General features: G+C 63.7%; 14 protein-coding genes. 10 read left to right on the forward strand and 4 right to left on the reverse strand.

Annotated features, from left to right (window positions below; all coding sequences use genetic code 11):
* Window positions 1-18: 18 nt before the first annotated feature.
* From AC0L3O_RS31075 to AC0L3O_RS31090, 4 genes are read left to right on the forward strand one after another with little or no spacing between them, the layout of a single operon-like run.
* Complete coding sequence (locus AC0L3O_RS31075; protein WP_473535829.1) at window positions 19-1,302, forward strand: CpaE/TadZ family protein; 1,284 nt, start codon at window positions 19-21, stop codon at window positions 1,300-1,302.
* A 29-nt stretch (window positions 1,303-1,331) separates the two neighbouring features.
* Window positions 1,332-2,846, forward strand: a complete 1,515-nt coding sequence (locus tag AC0L3O_RS31080) for a CpaF family protein (RefSeq protein WP_473535828.1) — start codon at window positions 1,332-1,334, stop codon at window positions 2,844-2,846.
* Between the two features lie 29 nt (window positions 2,847-2,875).
* Window positions 2,876-3,889, forward strand: a complete 1,014-nt coding sequence (locus tag AC0L3O_RS31085) for a type II secretion system F family protein (RefSeq protein ID WP_473535827.1) — start codon at window positions 2,876-2,878, stop codon at window positions 3,887-3,889.
* A gap of 11 nt (window positions 3,890-3,900) precedes the next feature.
* Entirely contained in the window at window positions 3,901-4,917 is a 1,017-nt protein-coding gene (locus AC0L3O_RS31090; protein WP_473535826.1) for a type II secretion system F family protein, read from the forward strand.
* Window positions 4,918-5,137: 220 nt separating this feature from the next.
* Here AC0L3O_RS31090 and AC0L3O_RS31095 read toward each other — a convergent pair whose 3' ends face one another.
* The gene (locus AC0L3O_RS31095; protein ID WP_473617555.1) at window positions 5,138-5,959 is read right to left on the reverse strand and encodes a tetratricopeptide repeat protein; all 822 of its coding nucleotides are present in this window, start codon (window positions 5,957-5,959) and stop codon (window positions 5,138-5,140) included.
* 122 nt (window positions 5,960-6,081) lie between these two features.
* On the opposite strand from AC0L3O_RS31095, the gene AC0L3O_RS31100 reads away from it, so the two are divergent.
* From AC0L3O_RS31100 to pdeM, 6 genes are all read left to right on the forward strand, one after another.
* Entirely contained in the window at window positions 6,082-7,446 is a 1,365-nt protein-coding gene (locus AC0L3O_RS31100; protein WP_419695890.1) for a leucyl aminopeptidase family protein, read from the forward strand.
* A gap of 66 nt (window positions 7,447-7,512) precedes the next feature.
* On the forward strand, window positions 7,513-7,863 hold the full coding sequence (locus AC0L3O_RS31105) for a MarR family winged helix-turn-helix transcriptional regulator (RefSeq protein ID WP_473617538.1): 351 nt from the start codon (window positions 7,513-7,515) through the stop codon (window positions 7,861-7,863).
* A gap of 89 nt (window positions 7,864-7,952) precedes the next feature.
* Window positions 7,953-8,813, forward strand: coding sequence for a C40 family peptidase (locus tag AC0L3O_RS31110; protein WP_473617540.1), 861 nt, complete (start codon window positions 7,953-7,955; stop codon window positions 8,811-8,813).
* Between the two features lie 151 nt (window positions 8,814-8,964).
* On the forward strand, window positions 8,965-9,330 hold the full coding sequence (locus tag AC0L3O_RS31115; RefSeq protein WP_091600317.1) for an endonuclease domain-containing protein: 366 nt from the start codon (window positions 8,965-8,967) through the stop codon (window positions 9,328-9,330).
* 270 nt (window positions 9,331-9,600) lie between these two features.
* Window positions 9,601-12,123 (forward strand): ligase-associated DNA damage response DEXH box helicase, encoded by a 2,523-nt coding sequence (locus AC0L3O_RS31120; RefSeq protein ID WP_473617541.1) that lies wholly within the window; start codon window positions 9,601-9,603, stop codon window positions 12,121-12,123.
* Window positions 12,120-12,836: a ligase-associated DNA damage response endonuclease PdeM gene (pdeM, locus tag AC0L3O_RS31125; protein ID WP_027155152.1), complete on the forward strand. Its 717-nt coding sequence runs from the start codon at window positions 12,120-12,122 to the stop codon at window positions 12,834-12,836. Before AC0L3O_RS31120 ends, pdeM begins: the two co-directional genes overlap by 4 nt.
* A gap of 6 nt (window positions 12,837-12,842) precedes the next feature.
* On the opposite strand, the gene AC0L3O_RS31130 is transcribed toward pdeM, so the two are convergent.
* Genes AC0L3O_RS31130 through AC0L3O_RS31140 form a run of 3 tightly spaced genes read right to left on the reverse strand, consistent with a single transcriptional unit; the run spans window position 12,843 to window position 17,452 of the window.
* Entirely contained in the window at window positions 12,843-13,778 is a 936-nt protein-coding gene (locus AC0L3O_RS31130) for a dimethyl sulfoxide reductase anchor subunit family protein (RefSeq protein ID WP_473535823.1), read from the reverse strand.
* A 9-nt stretch (window positions 13,779-13,787) separates the two neighbouring features.
* Window positions 13,788-14,522, reverse strand: a complete 735-nt coding sequence (locus tag AC0L3O_RS31135) for a 4Fe-4S dicluster domain-containing protein (protein WP_473617543.1) — start codon at window positions 14,520-14,522, stop codon at window positions 13,788-13,790.
* Window positions 14,519-17,452: a molybdopterin oxidoreductase family protein gene (locus AC0L3O_RS31140; RefSeq protein WP_473535822.1), complete on the reverse strand. Its 2,934-nt coding sequence runs from the start codon at window positions 17,450-17,452 to the stop codon at window positions 14,519-14,521. Before AC0L3O_RS31140 ends, AC0L3O_RS31135 begins: the two co-directional genes overlap by 4 nt.
* Window positions 17,453-17,491: the final 39 nt, after the last annotated feature.

A 17,491-nucleotide genomic window follows, 5' to 3' on the forward strand; every position in this document is an offset into this window, starting at 1 on the left:
TCACGGAAAGAAATGACAATGAGCAATCTTGCCTACGACACGGCGATAGATGGCGGCGATACCTCTCAGCAGGATGTCGCCGCCATGCAGGCGTTGCGGCCGATCCCGCGCATCTCGATCCAGGCATTTTGCGAGACCGAGGGCGTTGCCAATCCGGTCGAGCGCGCCGGCGAGGATCGCCGCATGGCGAAGGCCCATCTGAAGGTCCATATGGGTGGTGTCGCCACCGCCATCGAATTCTACCAGTCGGCGCCGACACCGAACCTGATCCTGCTGGAATCGCGCAGCGAGCCGAAGCAATTGCTCGAGCAGCTCACGCAGCTCTCCGAATACTGCGATCCGACCTCGAAGGTCGTGGTCATCGGCCACTACAACGATGTCGGGCTCTATCGCGAGCTCATCCGCTCCGGCATTTCCGAATATGTCATCGCGCCGGTATCGATGGCCGATATCGTCAGCGTGATATCGACGATCTTCGTTGATCCGGAAGCCGAGCCGATCGGCCGCTCGATCGCCTTCATCGGCGCCAAGGGTGGCGTCGGCTCCTCGACCATTGCCCATAATGTGGCTTGGGCGATGTCGTCGCTGTTCAAGTCCGAAGTGGTTGTCGCCGATCTCGACCTGGCTTTCGGAACGGCCAACATCAATTTCGATCAGGATCCGGCGCAAGGCATTGCCGAAGCTGTTTTCTCACCGGAGCGCCTCGACGAGGTCTATCTCGATCGGCTGCTTGCCCAGTGCGCCGAGCATCTGTCGCTGCTTGCAGCGCCTTCAACGCTCGATCGGGTCTACGATTTCGACCCGGAGGCTTTCACCCAGCTTATCGACACGGCGCAGCGCAGCGTGCCGCTGCTGGTGCTCGATGTTCCGCACGTCTGGACGGGCTGGACCAAGAACATACTGGTCAAAGCCGACGAGATCGTGATCACGGCGACGCCGGAGCTGGCCAATTTGCGCAACACCAAGAATCTGGCCGACATGTTCAAGCGGCTTCGCCCGAACGATCCGCCGCCGAAGCTGATCATCAATCAGGCCGGCGTGCCGAAGCGCCCGGAGATTTCGTCGTCCGACTTCGCCGACTCGCTCGGCCTGTCGCCGATGTCGGTCATTGCTTTCGAGCCGCTGCTGTTCGGAAACGCCGCCAACAACGGGCGCATGCTCGGCGAAATGGATGCCAGGAACCCGGTTGTCGGCATTATCAACGAGATTGCGCATGTGCTGACCGGGCGCAGCGAAATCAAGGCAAGAAAGAAAGCGGGCCTCGGCAATCTCCTTGGCAAGCTCTCGCGCGGCAAGAAGTGATGCTTCCGGAGCGGAATTGGTAATCGATCATGTTTGGTAAAAAAGGCAGCGACGACGGCAGCCGATTCACCCCGGAATTCCGTCAGCCGGCACCTGCGCCTGCCGCGCCGGCGGCAAAACCTGCGGAAACGGCGGTTCTTGCCAAGCCCGCACCGCCGCCATCTGGCACACCTGGCGCGTCTGCTGCGCCGCCGCCCGTGCGCCGTGCGGTCGAGGCGCCGCCATTGACCCCTGAGCCGAAAAAGCTCCAGCGCCAGAAGAGCGAAACCTATTACGACACCAAGAGCCAGGTCTTTGCCGCGCTCATCGACACCATCGACCTGTCGCAGCTCGCCAAGCTCGATCCCGAAAGCGCGCGCGAGGAAATCCGCGACATCGTCAACGACATCATCGCGATCAAGAATTTCGCGATGTCGATCGCCGAGCAGGAAGAACTGCTCGAGGACATCTGCAATGACGTGCTCGGTTACGGGCCACTGGAGCCGTTGCTCGCTCGCGACGACATCGCCGACATCATGGTCAACGGCTCCAAGGACGTCTATATCGAGGTCAACGGCAAGGTCGAGCAGACCGGCATCCGTTTTCGCGATAACCAGCAGCTCCTCAACATCTGTCAGCGCATCGTCAGCCAAGTTGGCCGCCGCGTCGATGAATCGAGCCCGATCTGCGACGCGCGCCTTCCCGACGGCTCCCGCGTCAACGTCATCGCGCCGCCGCTCGCCATCGACGGCGCCGCTCTCACCATCCGCAAGTTCAAGAAGGACAAGCTGACACTCGACCAGCTGGTCAAGTTCGGCGCCATTTCGCCGCCCGGCGCCGAGATTCTCAAGATCATTGGCCGCGTCCGCTGCAACATCGTCATTTCAGGCGGTACCGGTTCGGGCAAGACGACGCTGCTCAATTGCCTGACCAACTATATCGACCGCGATGAGCGCGTCATCACCTGCGAGGACTCGGCCGAGCTGCAACTGCAGCAGCCGCATGTCGTGCGTCTGGAAACCCGCCCGCCCAACCTCGAGGGCGAGGGTGAGGTGACCATGCGCGATCTGGTCAAGAACTGCCTGCGCATGCGGCCCGAGCGCATCATCGTCGGCGAAGTGCGCGGACCTGAAGTGTTCGATCTTCTGCAGGCGATGAACACCGGCCATGACGGCTCGATGGGCACGATCCACTCGAACAGCCCGCGCGAATGCCTGAACCGTATCGAATCGATGATCGCGATGGGCGGTTACACGCTGCCGCAGAAAACCGTGCGTGAAATCGTGGTCGGTTCCGTCGATGTGATCATCCAGGCCGCACGCCTGCGCGATGGATCGCGGCGCATCACCCACATCACCGAGGTGATCGGAATGGAGGGCGACGTCATCATCACGCAGGACATCGTTCTCTACAACATCAAAGGCGAGGACGCGAACGGCAGGCTGCTGGGCGAGCACGTTTCGACAGGCATCGGTCGTCCGCATTTCTGGGAGCGCGCCCGCTACTATGGCGAGGAACAGCGCCTCGCCAATGCGCTCGAGGCGATGGAGAAACGCGCTGACTGATTCATTTGGAGGCGTAGGGGCCAGGGCCGATGTTTGGAATTGACGGCACCGTGCTGGCATTCGTCGTGCTCGCCGGCTTCAGCGCCGGCGCGGTCGCCTATGCTTTTCTGTTCAACCGGATCAGTACCGAAAAGCAGGTCGGCAGGCGGCTTGAAACGATCAAGACCGCCGAGACGGATGGTGCCGTCGTCAAGGCTTCTCGCGATCGCGTGGCGGAAGCGGCCAAGCGGCGCAAATCGGTTCAGGATTCACTGAAGGACCTCGAACAGAAGCACAAAACCAGCCAGAGCCTTGCCAAAAAGCCGCCTCTGAAGGCCCAGATCCGTCAGGCGGGCATGAAGGTCTCGCTCGAGCGCTTCTATCTCTACTCGGCGGTTTGCGGCGTCGTCCTGACGTTTCTCGCCTATTTCGCCGGTGCGCCTTTGTATGTCTTGCCGGGTGCGCTGCTGGTCGGTGGCCTCGGGCTGCCACGCTGGTTCGTTTCGTTTAGCCGCGCCCGCCGGGTCAAGGCGTTCCTCAACGAATTTCCGAACGCGCTCGACATCATCGTGCGTGCGGTCAAATCCGGCCTGCCGCTGAACGACGCCGTCCGCCTGATCGCCAATGAATCCCCCGAACCGGTCAAGACCGAGTTCCGCCGCATCATCGATTCGCAGCAGATGGGCCTGTCGATCCCCGACGCCAGCATGCGCATGGCCGAGACGATGCCGTGCACCGAGGCGAGCTTCTTCGGCATCGTCATCCAGATCCAGTCCCAGGCCGGGGGCAATCTTTCCGAGGCTCTGGGCAATCTTTCGCGGGTGCTTCGCGACCGCAAGAAGATGAAGGCCAAGGTCCAGGCGCTGTCGATGGAAGCGAAGGCGTCAGCGGTGATCATCGGCGCCTTGCCCTTCGTCGTCGCCTGTCTCGTCTACCTGACAAGCCCGAACTACATCATGCCTTTGTTCACCACCAGCGTCGGCAATCTGATCCTCGGCTGCTCCGCGGTCTGGATGTCGATCGGCATCCTGGTGATGCGCAAGATGATGAACTTCGAGGTTTAGGATTTCACCGCATGACCGAGAACGTCGTCAAAACCCTTACCGATCCGGCATTTCTGATTGCCCTGCTGGTCGGCATTGCGGTGTTTGCCACCGTGTTCACGCTGCTGCCTGCCTTTGGCGGAAACCAGCTCAAGGCGCGCATGAAATCGGTGGCGCTGGAGCGCGACGAACTGCGCGCCAAGCAGCGTGCGCGGCTTGCCCTCGATTCCGATCGCCGCCGCAAGGGCCTGCGCGAGCAACAGTCGATCGGCATGCGCAATATTGTCGACCGGCTGGACCTCAGGCGCGCCCTGGCCGATGAAGGCACCTTGCAGAAACTCAAGGTGGCTGGCTTCCGCGGGCAGAATCCGTTGACGCGTTTCCTTTTCTTCCGTCTGATCCTGCCGTTTGTCGGCTTTGCCCTGGCTGCGATCTATCTGTTCGTGCTCGGCGGGTTGCCGGAGCAGCCGCCTCTCATCAAGTTGTTCGTCTGTATCGTCGTCGCCTATGCCGGTTTTTACGCGCCGGTGCTCTATGTCAACAACCGCGCCACCAAGCGCAAGCAGTCGATCCAGATGGCGTGGCCGGACGCGCTCGACCTGATGCTTATCTGCGTCGAATCCGGCATGTCGGTGGAGGCGGCGTTTCATAAGGTCGCCGACGAGATCGGCGCGCAGTCGGTGGCGCTTGCCGAAGAGTTCATCCTGACCAATGCCGAGCTTTCCTACTTGCAGGAGCGCAAGCAGGCCTACGAGAACCTAGCAAGCCGCACCGGCCTGGAATCGGTCAAGTCGGTGTCGCAGGCGCTGGTCCAGGCCGAGCGCTACGGCACGCCGGTGGCGCACGCACTGCGCGTGCTTGCCGGCGAAAGCCGCGACATGCGCATGAACGCCGCCGAGAAGAAGGCCGCGGCCTTGCCGCCGAAGCTCACCGTGCCGATGATCCTGTTCTTCCTGCCGGTGCTGTTCGCCATCATTCTGGGCCCCGCCGGCATCCAGGTCAGCGAGCGCGGCATTTTCGGCGACCAGCCGGCATCGAGCAGCCAGTAATGCATTCTTGACAGGTCGGCGCTGCCCCTCATTGCCCTGCCGGGCATTTCTCCCCGTAAACGGGGAGAAAGTAGCTGGATGCCCCTCGGCGCCCTTCCTGCAATGCTTGTCGTTGGCGAAACCGTCGACGACGGGGCTTTCTCCCCGTCACTATACGGGGAGAAATGCCCGGCAGGGCAATGAGGGGCAGCGCCGACATCGATATGTATGGCAGGCGCGGTCAGTTGGTGGCGGGCTTTGTCTTGTCCTGGTCCTTGAGCTGGCTCCAGGCGTTCTGCTGGGCGAGCATCTGGCGAAGGTACGTCACGTTCGCCTGCGCCTGTTCGGGCGACAGCTCCTGCGAGGCGATCGTCTCGGCCTCGTCGAAGCGGCCCTGCAGGCCGACGACCAGCGCCAGGTTCTGGCGGACGCGGCTGTCGGCATTCGGCTGCTGGGCGGCCGAGCGCATATAGGTTTCAGCCGTGCGCAGGTCACCTTCCAGAACATAGGACATGCCGAGATTGGAAAGGATCGAAGGTTCGTTCGGCTTGAGGTCAAGCGCCTTGCGGTAATTCTGGCGCGCCCCGTCTCTCTGGCCAAGCTGGTCGAGAATAGCGGCTTCCGCCGACACCAGCTTCCAGTCGGGATATTCCGGTGTCTGCGCGCGGCGCACTGCGTCGAGCGCCGGCTCGAACTGTCCGTTGGCGGCAAGTGCCTTGCCATAGGCGGCGAGCACGTCGCGGTCTTTCGGCAGCACGATCGCCAGTTTGCGCATCACGGCGAGCGACTGGTCGGCGTCGCCATCCATTTGCAGCGCCGCGGCATAATTCGTCGCGACCCGCTTGTCGTTGGGGTTCTTGGCGTAGGACTGACCCAGCGCGATCGTCGCCTTGTGCAACTCGCCGGCCGACATGGTTTCCAAGGGTTTGCCGCTGGGGCGTCCGATCGAGCCGGTCGTCAGCTTGCTGGTTCCGCAGCCTGCGACGCTGGCCGCGAGCGCTATTATGAACGCCGTGGTGATCAGCCGCTTCGCCGTGGCGTTGGTCATGCGGTTGGTCGGCATCTGCACCAGGGCCTCCATTCGTCAAATTGGCTTTTACGTGGCCATCTTCCCTCTCGCAGAAATATTCTGTTAACCCTAACGGATCGTTAAAACGCGCCGACTCGGAAGCCGGAGACCGTCGAATGCCAGTCGAACTCATCGAGAGAGAACTGAAGACCACTTTGCCGGTTCATCTGGTGGCGAAGGATAGACTGGAGGGGGCAGGGCTTGCCTCCTCCTCGCTCGCCTGGGCCAAGGCCAACGGCTTTTCCGGTCAGGCCGGGAGGACGCTGATCCTGCCCGACGAAAACGGCGCGCTTGCCGGAGCACTGTTCGGCACGGGCGATGGCGAAGGCGCGCTTGCCATCGGCGCGCTGGCGAGAGCCTTGCCCGCAGGCGACTGGCATTTCGCCTCCACACTGGCGGAGCCGGAAATCGCGGCCATCGCATTGGCGCTCGGCGGCTATGTCTTCACCCGCTACGGCAAAAAGCCTGGCAAGACACTGCGTTTCTCGCTGCCGCCCGGCGCTGAAGCGGCTTACGTTCGCCGCATCGCCGATGGCGTTTTCCTGACGCGCGATCTGGTCAACACGCCGACCAGCGACATGGGACCTGACGAGTTGGAGAAGGCAGTTCGGACGCTGGCCGGGACGTACGACGCCGAAGTGTCGGTGACCAGGGGCGACGACCTGGTCAAGAACAATTTCCCGATGATCCATGCGGTCGGCCGCGCTTCCGTCGGCGCACCTCGGCTGATCGACCTGATCTGGGGACCGGAGAACGCCCCGAAGGTGACGCTGGTCGGCAAGGGCGTCTGCTTCGACACCGGTGGTCTCGACATCAAGCCGTCCTCGGGCATGCTTTTGATGAAGAAGGACATGGGTGGCGCTGCCAACGTATTGGGCCTCGCCTCGATGATCATGGCCGCCGGGCTGAAGGTCCGGCTGCGTGTGCTGATCCCGGCGGTCGAAAATTCGATTGCCGGCAACGCCTTCCGGCCCGGCGACGTGTTGGTGAGCCGCAAGGGCACCACCGTCGAGATCGGCAACACCGACGCCGAGGGACGGCTGGTGCTGGCGGACGCCTTGGCTCTGGCAGACGACGACGAGCCGCAACTGCTGATCGACATGGCGACCTTGACCGGGGCTGCTCGCGTCGCGCTCGGTCCCGATCTGCCACCGTTCTACACCGGCGATGAAGCGCTGGCCTCCGACCTGGCTGCGGCCTCCGTCGCAGTCGAGGATCCACTGTGGCGCATGCCGCTGTGGAAACCCTATGGCGCAAAGCTGTCGTCGAAGATCGCCGACATCAACAATGTCACGTCAGACAGTTTCGCCGGCTCGATCACCGCGGCGCTTTTCCTGAAGCGCTTCGTCGAGAAGACCGCCGCCTGGGCGCATTTCGACATCTTCGCCTGGAACCCGTCCGATCGTCCGCACGGTCTCGCCGGCGGCGAGGCGCAAGGCATCCGCGCGCTGGAAAGGGTGATCTCGAAACGCTACGCCTGACGGTGCGGTGCAGGACATTCTCGTGACTGAAACGGAACCGAAACAATTTGCCGTCATTGTGGCCGGATGTCGATTTCGATGCGCCCGAGCCAGGCCTTGCGACTGTGGCAGCAGGTGATGCTGCACCAGGTGCGCGACGATGCGCCGGACCTCACCATGCGCCAGACGGCGATCCTGTTCACGATCTATCTCGATCCACCGCCGCATACAGTGCGCGGCCTCGCCGCGCGGCTCAATGTCACCAAGCCGGTGATCACCAGGGCGCTAGACACGATGGGCGCAATAAAGCTGGTTTCGCGCCATCGCGATGAGCTCGACAAGCGCAACGTGCTGGTCAAGCGAACCGTAGAAGGGGCTCTCTTTGTCGAGCGCTTCGGCGATGTTATCATTGCCAGAGCCCAGGAATTGCCGATCTAGAGCAGGATTCCGAACCGCAGGTCAGCGAAGCAAAGCAGCACCGTTTTCGGGACCATGCTCCAACACCAAGCCAGAGCCGAGTTGCCGATTTGACCGCCAGGGATGCCCGCCTTCACGCCTTCCGTTCCGATCTCGCCGATATCAGGCTGAAAGGCGAGGTCGCCGCCGATCGCTTCGTCGCCGGGCGGCCAGCGCGGGTTTCAGCCGCAGTGGCCGACATCCGCAAGGCGCCGCGGCCGGATGCCGGCGTCAACACGCAAGCCCTGTTCGGTGACGACGTCCTCGTCTTCGAAGATGCCGAGGGCTGGGCCTGGATCCAGTCGGAGCGCGACGGCTACGTCGGCTATGTCGCCGACACCGTGCTGGGCGGACGGGACCATGCGCCCACCCATGTCGTCTCGGTGCCGCGCACCTTCCTCTATCCGGGACCTGATTTGCGGCTTCCGCTGAGCGGGCAGCTGTCGATGGGATCGGCGCTGACGGTGACCGGCGCGGCAGAAACGCGCGGCACGCATTATGCGCTGCTGCCGTCCGGCGAGGCTGTCATATCAGGCCATCTCAGGCCTCTGGGAGAGCCGGCTGCCGACTATGTCGCGGTCGCGGAGGCTTTTCTCGGCACGCCCTATCTGTGGGGCGGCGCCTCCGGCTTCGGCATCGATTGCTCCGGCCTCGTGCAATTGGCGATGCACATGACCGGCAGGCAAGTGCTGCGCGATTCCGACATGCAGGCGGCGACCATCGGCGAGCCGCTCGACCCGGGTCCGGATCTTGCCGGGTTGCGGCGCGGCGACCTGGTGTTCTGGAAAGGCCATGTCGCTGTCATGACCGACCCGGAAACGATGATCCACGCCAACGGCCACACCATGCTGGTCTCGCGTGAAGGGTTCAGGCAAGCCCTCGCCCGCCTCGGCTATCTCTATGGCGGTCCGACAGGGTTTAGGCGGCCGTAGCGCAAGCGCTTTTCCTTCTCTAATCACCAACGTTGCAGGATTGGCGGCCAAAGCGAAGCTGCCGATCTCCCCCCAAGTGGGGGAGATGTCCGGCAGGACAGAGGGGGGCGCCGTAGAGCGCCAACCTCAATACGGACCGAGCACTGACCAAATGCCTCACACGCCACTGCCTCCGCGAAATCGCGCAAATGCCAAATCGATGCGCAAAGCCATGACCGACGCCGAACTGAAGCTTTGGAACGAGCTTCGCGCGCATCGGCTGATGGGGCTTGGCTTCCGCCGACAATTTCCGATCGCTGGTTACATCGTCGACTTCGCTTGCCCGGACAAGAAGCTCGTCGTCGAAGTCGATGGTTCGCAGCATGCAGAAGCCAATACAGGCGACGAGGCGAGGACAAAGCGTCTGGAACGGGATGGCTGGACCATCCTGCGCTTCTGGAACGACGACGTCATTCGTGACATCGACAATGTCTGCCAGCATATTGTCATCGAGGCGGGGCTCGCCGGTGCGACTTGATACGCCGGCGCGAGGCGCCCCCCTCTGTCCTGCCGGACATCTCCCCCACAAGGGGGAGAATGGCAGTTTCGCTCTGGCCGCCAATCCTGCAACGTTGGTGATTAGCGGAAGCAGACAAGACAGCCAATCTCCCCCCTTGTGGGGGAGATGGCCGGCAGGCCAGAGGGGGCGCAGTAGAGCGCCCACCTCACTTGCGACCGAAGCCGCGCACGATCACCTTTTGTTCCGATTCTGCTTGGCGATTGCGCGGCGCCGCGCTACCTCTGGCGGGTGACAGAGCAGCCGCGCCTCGCCGAACAGAATGCCGCCGTGCGCTTGCCCGAGCCATTCCTCAAATGGTTCGCGCAAAGAGGCTGGTCGCCGCGCGCCCATCAGATCGAATTGTTGGCGACTGCCCAGGCCGGGCAATCGGTTCTGCTGATCGCGCCGACCGGCGCCGGCAAGACGCTGGCCGGGTTTATGCCTTCACTGACCGAGCTGGCCCGGAGGCCGGGGAGAAAGCCGGGGCAGGCGCGTCGCGGCATCCACACGCTCTACATCTCGCCGCTGAAAGCGCTGGCCGTCGACATCGAGCGCAATCTCGGCAAGCCGGTGGAAGAGATCGGTCTGTCCGTCACCATCGAGACGCGCACCGGCGACACGCCCGCGCACAAGCGCCAGCGCCAAAAGCGGGCCCCGCCCGAAATCCTCCTGACCACGCCCGAGCAACTGGCGCTGCTGATTGCTGCGCCCGACGCCAGGCGCTTCTTCGAGGATCTGCGCTATGTCGTGCTCGACGAACTGCATTCCTTGGTGACGTCGAAGCGCGGGCATCTCCTGTCGCTCGGGCTGGCTCGGCTGCGATCCTTTGTTCCCAGCTTGCAGACGATCGGCCTGTCGGCGACGGTCGCCGAGCCGGACGAATTGCGGCGCTGGCTGGTCAGCCAGAATCCACCCGGCGGCATGGCCGAATTGATCGTCGTCACCGGCGGCGCCAAGCCCGACATCTCCATCCTCGACTCGGAACAGCACGTGCCGTGGGCCGGACATTCGGCCCGCTACGCGACACCGGAAATCTATAGCGAGATCAAGCGACACAAGACGACCCTGCTGTTCGTCAACACGCGCAGCCAGGCCGAACTGCTGTTCCAGGAATTGTGGCGGGTCAACGAGGACACTTTGCCGATCGCGCTGCATCACGGCTCGCTCGATGTCGCCCAGCGCCGGCGCGTCGAAAAAGCCATGGGCGAGAATGCCTTGCGTGCCATCGTCGCCACGTCGACGCTCGACCTCGGCATCGACTGGGGCGATGTCGACCTGGTCGTGCATGTCGGCGCACCGAAGGGTGCGAGCCGGCTGGCGCAGCGCATCGGCCGCGCCAACCACCGCATGGATGAGCCGTCGAAGGCGATCCTGATTCCGGCCAACCGCTTCGAGGTGCTGGAATGCCGGGCGGCGCTCGACGCCAATTACCTCGGCGCCCAGGACACGCCGCCGCTGGTCAATGGCGGGCTCGATGTGCTGGCGCAGCATGTCCTGGGTTGCGCCTGCGGCGCGCCTTTTCATGCCGATGCGCTGTTCGAGGAGGTGCGAACCGCCGCGCCCTATGCCGAACTCGACCGGCCGACGTTCGATCGTGTCGTCGACTTCGTCGCCACCGGCGGATATGCGCTGAAGAACTACGAGCGCTACGCCCGCATCCGCCTGAACAAGGACGGGCTGTGGCGCGTCTCCAATCCTCGCATCGCCCAGCAGTACCGGCTGAATGTCGGCACCATCATCGAGGTGCCGGCGCTCAACGTGCGTTATGTCAAGGCCGGCAGCAAAGGCTCTGCCTCGCGCGGCGGTCGGGTTCTCGGCAAGATCGAGGAGGCGTTCCTCGAAACGCTGACGCATGGCGATACCTTCATGTTCGCCGGCAAGGTGCTGCGCTTCGAGGGCATCCGCGACAATGAGTGCTTCGTGTCGAATGCGCCCGGCAGTGACGCCAAGGTGCCCTATTATGGCGGCGGCAAATTCCCGCTTTCGACTTACCTCGCCGAACAGGTCCGCATCATGCTGGACGACCCGCAGCGCTGGAAGAAGCTGCCGGAACAGGTCGCCGACTGGCTGCGCTTCCAGGCCGACAAATCGGTGCTGCCGAAGCGCGACGACCTGCTGATCGAGACCTTTCCGCGCGGCAACCGCTACTATCTGGTGGCCTACCCGTTCGAGGGCAGGCTGGCGCACCAGACGCTTGGCATGCTGCTCACCCGCCGCCTCGACCGGGCGGGAGCCAGGCCGCTCGGCTTCGTCGCCACCGACTATGCGCTTGCCATCTGGTCGCTGGCCGATATGGGCAGGATGTTCCGGGCGAAGAAACCGTCGCTGGCCGCGCTTTTCGACCAGGACATGCTGGGCGACGATCTCGAAGCCTGGCTCGCCGGCAGCTGGCTCTTGAAGCGCACCTTTCGCAATTGCGCGCTCATTTCCGGACTGATCGAAAAGCGTCATCCGGGCCAGGAGAAGAGCGGCCGCCAGGTCACCGTCTCGACCGACCTCATCTACGACGTCCTGCGCAGCCATGAGCCCGACCATATCCTGCTGCAGGCGACGCGTGCCGACGCGGCCACGGGTCTGCTGGATGTCAGCAGACTTGCCGAGATGCTCTCGCGTATCCAGGGACGAATCGTGCATAAAGACCTCGAGCAGATTTCGCCGCTCGCCGTGCCGATCATGCTCGAGATCGGCAAGATGCCGGTGCATGGCGAGGCCGATGATACGCTGCTGATGGATGCGGCAACGCTGGTCGAGGAGGCCATGGGGACGAAATGACATTCGCACTCGCCATGACGGCGCTCCTGGCGGATGCCGATCCTATCGGCATCGCCGGCGAGCGTGCGATCTGCGATCGGCGCGGCGTGCTTTATTTTCCCGAGCTTCGGCTTCTGACCGTGTCCGACCTGCATCTGGAAAAGGGTTCGTCGCTGGCACGGCGCGGTACGTTGATCCCGCCTTATGATACCGGTGCGACGTTACTGCGGTTGCAGGCGGTGATTGCCGATTATCAGCCGGCGATCGTCATCAGCCTCGGCGACAGCTTTCATGACGGCGGCGGCGCCGCGCGCATGCATGCAAGCTTTCGCGAACGCCTGGAAGCGCTGATGGCCGGCCGCGACTGGTTCTGGGTTGCCGGCAATCATGACCCGGATGCGCCGGCCGATCTGCCCGGCGAGACGGTGCGCGAGCTGGCCATAGGCTCTCTCGTATTCCGGCACGAGCCTTCGGCGGTGAGAGTGGAAGGCGAGGTATCAGGTCATCTGCACCCTTGCGCCCGCATCGTGCAGCAGGGCCGCTCGGTGCGGCGGCGCTGCTTTGCCGGCGACGGCGGCCGCATGATCATGCCGGCCTTCGGCGCCTATACCGGCTCGCTCAATGTGCTCGACCGCGCCTATGCCGGGCTGTTCCGCCGCGAGACGCTGATGGCCTATATGCTCGGCACCGAGCGCATTTTTGCGATTTCCCACGCGATGCTGCGGCCGGGCTGAGCTGCTCTACCTGCCGTAGTAGAGGGTGACGGTGTGTTTCGCTTCGGCGAAGAACAGCCAGCGTTCGACCAGCATGCCGGCGAATTGGGCTGATGTGGCGAGTGCCGATAGCACCGCCGCATAGGGCCATGGCAAGGCGAACGCGGCAATCAGCAGCAAGACGGGCAGAGCGAAGGCCAGCACTTGCGTGATCTGGCGCAGCCGCGCCTTGTGCTTGCGGGCGATGCGAAAGCCCATCTCCTTGAGCAGGTAGTTTTCTTCGGTGTGCGGCCATTCCAGCGACCGCACCGTACCGCCGGCAAGCCCGGTCGCGGTGTTGGCGTTGGTCGGGATTTCCAGCCTGTCATTGTATCGCCAATTTGCCAGCTTCCAGCCCCAGCCGAGCAAGGTCAGCAGCACGCAACCTGTCAGAACGATAGTCGAGCCGAGCGCGAAAGCCTGCAGCAGCGCGTTGAGAAGCACGCTGCCGCTCATCGCCGAAAAGATCAGGTAGCCGGGCAAAGTGAAGCGGCTGTGCCACTGGGCGATCGGCTTCAGCGATGCGTATATCATGCCGGTGGCGCAGACGGTGGCGACCGCGCCGACCGCAGCCAGCAGCCCGGCGACGGCCACCCAGCCGTTTGTGCGGCCGAGGAACAGCCAGCCGAAGGCGAACAATCCCGCCGGCACGAAGGTCGCGACCGAGGCAACGCCTTCGCGCGACAGCCATGAGCTGCGCCATTGCGAGAATGCTCTCCAGGCGCGTTCTGGTCGGCCGAGATGGCCGGCCGACGACAACAGGCCGGCCGAGATCAGGCCGAGAGCCAGGCCCATGCCGACGAGGCCGAGCCAGAAGTCAGGCGGGACAAATCCTTGTCCGGCCAGCACGCCGAGCAGCGCGAGCAGGCCGTAACCGGCGCCCGTGGCAGTGGTGAAGAAGACGACGGAGAAGGCTGGATGCATGGATGCTGATCAATGCGAAAGCATGCGGTCGACCCAGCCGAGGAAACCGCCTTCAGCCCGCACCGGTTCGAGTCTCGGCGCCGGCACTGATGCGGCGCGCGGCGTGTGGGCGCGCGGCGGCAGATATTTGTTGGTCGGGTGATAGCCGAGTTCGGGCATCAGGTCGACGCCGCCGCGCTCGGCCACCAGTTGCGAGATCGCCGATGCCGGGTCGCCGAGATCGCCAAAGTGCCGCGCGCTGGTTGGACAGGCGGCGACGCAGGCCGGCACGCGGTCTTCTTCCGCCAGATTGTCGTTGTAGATGCGGTCGACGCACAGCGTGCACTTCTTCATCACGCCGACATCGGTATCGAACTCACGCGCGCCATAAGGGCAGGCCCAGCTGCACAATTTGCAGCCGATGCACTTGTCTTCGTCGACCAGCACGATGCCGTCCGAGGCCCGTTTGTAGGAGGCGCCGGTCGGGCAGACGGTGACGCAGGCCGGTGTCTCGCAATGCAGGCAGGAGCGTGGGAAATTGACCGTGCGCCCACCCATCTCCGTCATGTGCTCATAGCTGTGCACGCGGTTGAACCAGACCCCGTCGGCATCGCCGCCATAGGGATCGATGTCGGTCAGTGGCCCCATGTGACCGCCGGTGTTCCATTCCTTGCAGGCGGTAACGCAGGCCTGGCAACCGACGCAGGTGTCGAGGTCGATGACCAGGCCGAGCTTCTTGTCGGTATGGGCGGGAAGGCAGGTCATGGTCTGGAAGCTTCTCTTGCCCGGCGAAACTCGGCGCCAAAACTGAGCTTGTCGGGCGAGGGTTTGAAATGCGGTGGCTGCCGGAAGCGCTCGAACTGCGGCTCGGTGAAGCCGGCTTCTTCAGCCGCGCATTTGACGATGCGGACGCGCAGGTCGAACCATGCCGCCTGGCCGGTGATCGGATCGGAATTCGAGTAGCGCTTGCCGTTCGCATCGGCAGAAGTTTGGTCGCCGATGATGTGGTTGAGCAGGAAGCCGCGGTTGGATTCGGCCGCGTCGTCCTTCAGGCCCCAGCTGCCGCGCCGCTTGCCGATCGCGTTCCAGGTCCACACCGTGTCGGCGTTGACCCCGTCGACCAGCTTGATCTGTCCCTTGACCCTGCCGTTGATGCTCTCGATCCAAACCCAGTCGTCATCGGCAAGCCCGAGGCCGGCGGCGGTTCGGCTGTGCACGAACAGCCGGTTCTGGCTGGTGATCTGCCTGAGCCAGGCGTTCTGCGAGCCCCAGGAATGATACATGTGCATCGGCCGCTGCGTCAGCGCATGCAGAGGGTATTTCTCAACGTCGACAACCGCCTCCTCGAAGGGCGTGTACCAGAACGGCAACGGGTCCATATAGGTTTCGATGCGGCTGCGCTCCGCCTCCGGCGGCAGCACCCTGCCATGGCCGCGCGCGGCGAGGCGAAACCGCTGCATCGGCTCGGAATAGAGCTGGAACACGATCGGCTCGGCCTTCGGGATGAAACCCATGGTCTCGGCAAACTCGAGGTAGGATCGGTTGGCCATCTTGTAGTAGCGCTGGTCGCCGGCAAAATCGTGGTGCCAGAAGCCGCCATTGTCGATGTAGCGCTGAAGCTGGTCGGGATTGGCATCGCCCTTGCCGATCAAAATTCCGTCCTTGCCGCGCCAGCCGGCGAGCGGGCCGATGCCTGGCCTGCGCTCATGATTGACGATGTAATCGGCATAGTCGCGGTATTTGGCCGAGCCGTCGTCGGCGACGAAGCCGGGCAGGCCGAGCCGCGCGCCGAGCTCGATCAGCACCGTCTGGAACGCCCGCACGTCGCGGTCCGGCTCGACAACCGGATGACGGATAGCGTCACCCGGTCCATCGGCGTGGCTGATCGGCCGGTCGAGCAGGCTGATGCAGTCATGACGCTCGAGATAGGTGGTGTCGGGAAGCACGAGATCGGCGAACGGCACAGTCTCGGAATAATAGGCGTCGGAATAGATGATGAACGGGATCCTGTACTCGCCTGACGCATCCATGTCGGTCAGCATCGCCATCGTCTCGACGGTATTCATCGACGAGTTCCAAGCCATGTTGGACATGTACATGAACAGCGTATCGATCCGGTAGGGGTCGCCGGCCCAGGCGTTACGGATGACCGTGTGCATGAGCCCGTGTGCTGCCAGCGGCGCATCCCAGGAATAGGCCTTGTCGATACGGATCGGCGTGTCGGTGTCGTCGACCAGCAGATCGTCCGGGCCGCAGACGAAACCGAGCGGCATGCCTTCGAGCGGCGTCATCGGCCTGACGTCCTTGCCCGCCGGCTTCGGCCCCGGCGGCGCCGACCGCGGATAGGGCGGCTTGAAGCGAAACCCGCCGGGCACGTCCACCGTACCCAGGAGTACTTGGAGCAGGTGGATGGCGCGGCAGGTGTGAAAACCGTTCGAATGGGCCGAGATGCCGCGCATCGCGTGCATCGACACCGGCCGGCCCTTGATCGTCTCGTGTCGGCGGCCGGCCCAGTCGGTCCACGCCACCGGCAGTTCGATCGCCTGCTCGAAGGCGACATGCGCCAGTTCGGCGGCGATGCGGCGGATGATGTCGGCGGCAACGCCGCAGCGTTCGGCGACCGCATCGGGAGAATAACTCTCGTGCAGGTAGCGGTCTGCGATAAGCTGGAAGACCGGTACGCAGCGGCGGCCATCGACCTGGAAGTTGCCGGTCAGCGCCGGCTTTGCGTCGGTATCGGTGGCGCTGACGGAGACTTTGGCCAGCCTGTCCCAGGCCAGCGGATTGCCGCCGCTGTCGCGTGCGAACAGCCCGTCATCGGCTGCACCCGGCTCCTGGATGACGAGGACATGGGCGTTGGTGTAGCGCAGCAAATAATCGAGATCGACGCGGCCGGCCTTCAGCAGTTCATGGATGAGAGCAAACACGAACAGGCCGTCGGTGCCGGGCCGGATGCCGATCCAGTCATCGGCAATGGCGTTGTAGCCGGTGCGGCATGGATTGATCGAGACCACCTTGGCGCCGCGCGCCTTGAGCTTGCCGAGACCGATCTTGATCGGGTTGGAATCATGGTCCTCGGCGACGCCGAACAGCATGAAGTACCTGGTGTTGTCCCAGTCGGGTTCGCCGAACTCCCAGAACGAGCCGCCGATCGTATAGAGCCCGCCGGCCGCCATGTTGACCGAGCAGAAGCCGCCATGGGCGGCGAAATTCGGCGTGCCGAACTGGCTCGCCCACCAGCCGGTCAACGATTGCGACTGGTCGCGCCCGGTGAAGAAGGCGAGTTTCTTTGGGTCGGTGCGGCGGATTTTCGAAAGCCGTTCCGTCGCGATCGAGAAGGCCTCCTCCCACTCGATCTCGCGAAACTCTCCCGAGCCGCGCGGACCGCTGCGCAGCAATGGTTTCTTCAACCTGGCCGGACTGTAGTGCTGCATGATGCCGGCGCTGCCTTTGCCGCACAGCACGCCGCGATTGACCGGATGGTCCTTGTTGCCGTTGATGTAGCGGACCTTGCCGTCCTTGATGTGGACGTCGATACCGCAGCGGCAGGCGCACATGTAGCAGGTGGTCTTGGCGATGCTGTCGGAGACATCAGGCGAGGTATCGACGCCATCACCCTCGTCGGGCGCGCGGGTGTCGGCAAGCGACCGTTGGGACGGTGCGGAATTGGCGCCGCGCAGCGGTCCGTGGTTCATGATTCGGCGCTTTTGCGGTCTGCGAATTTGGCTCTCGTC

This window comes from Mesorhizobium sp. WSM4810 (genome assembly GCF_055811235.1).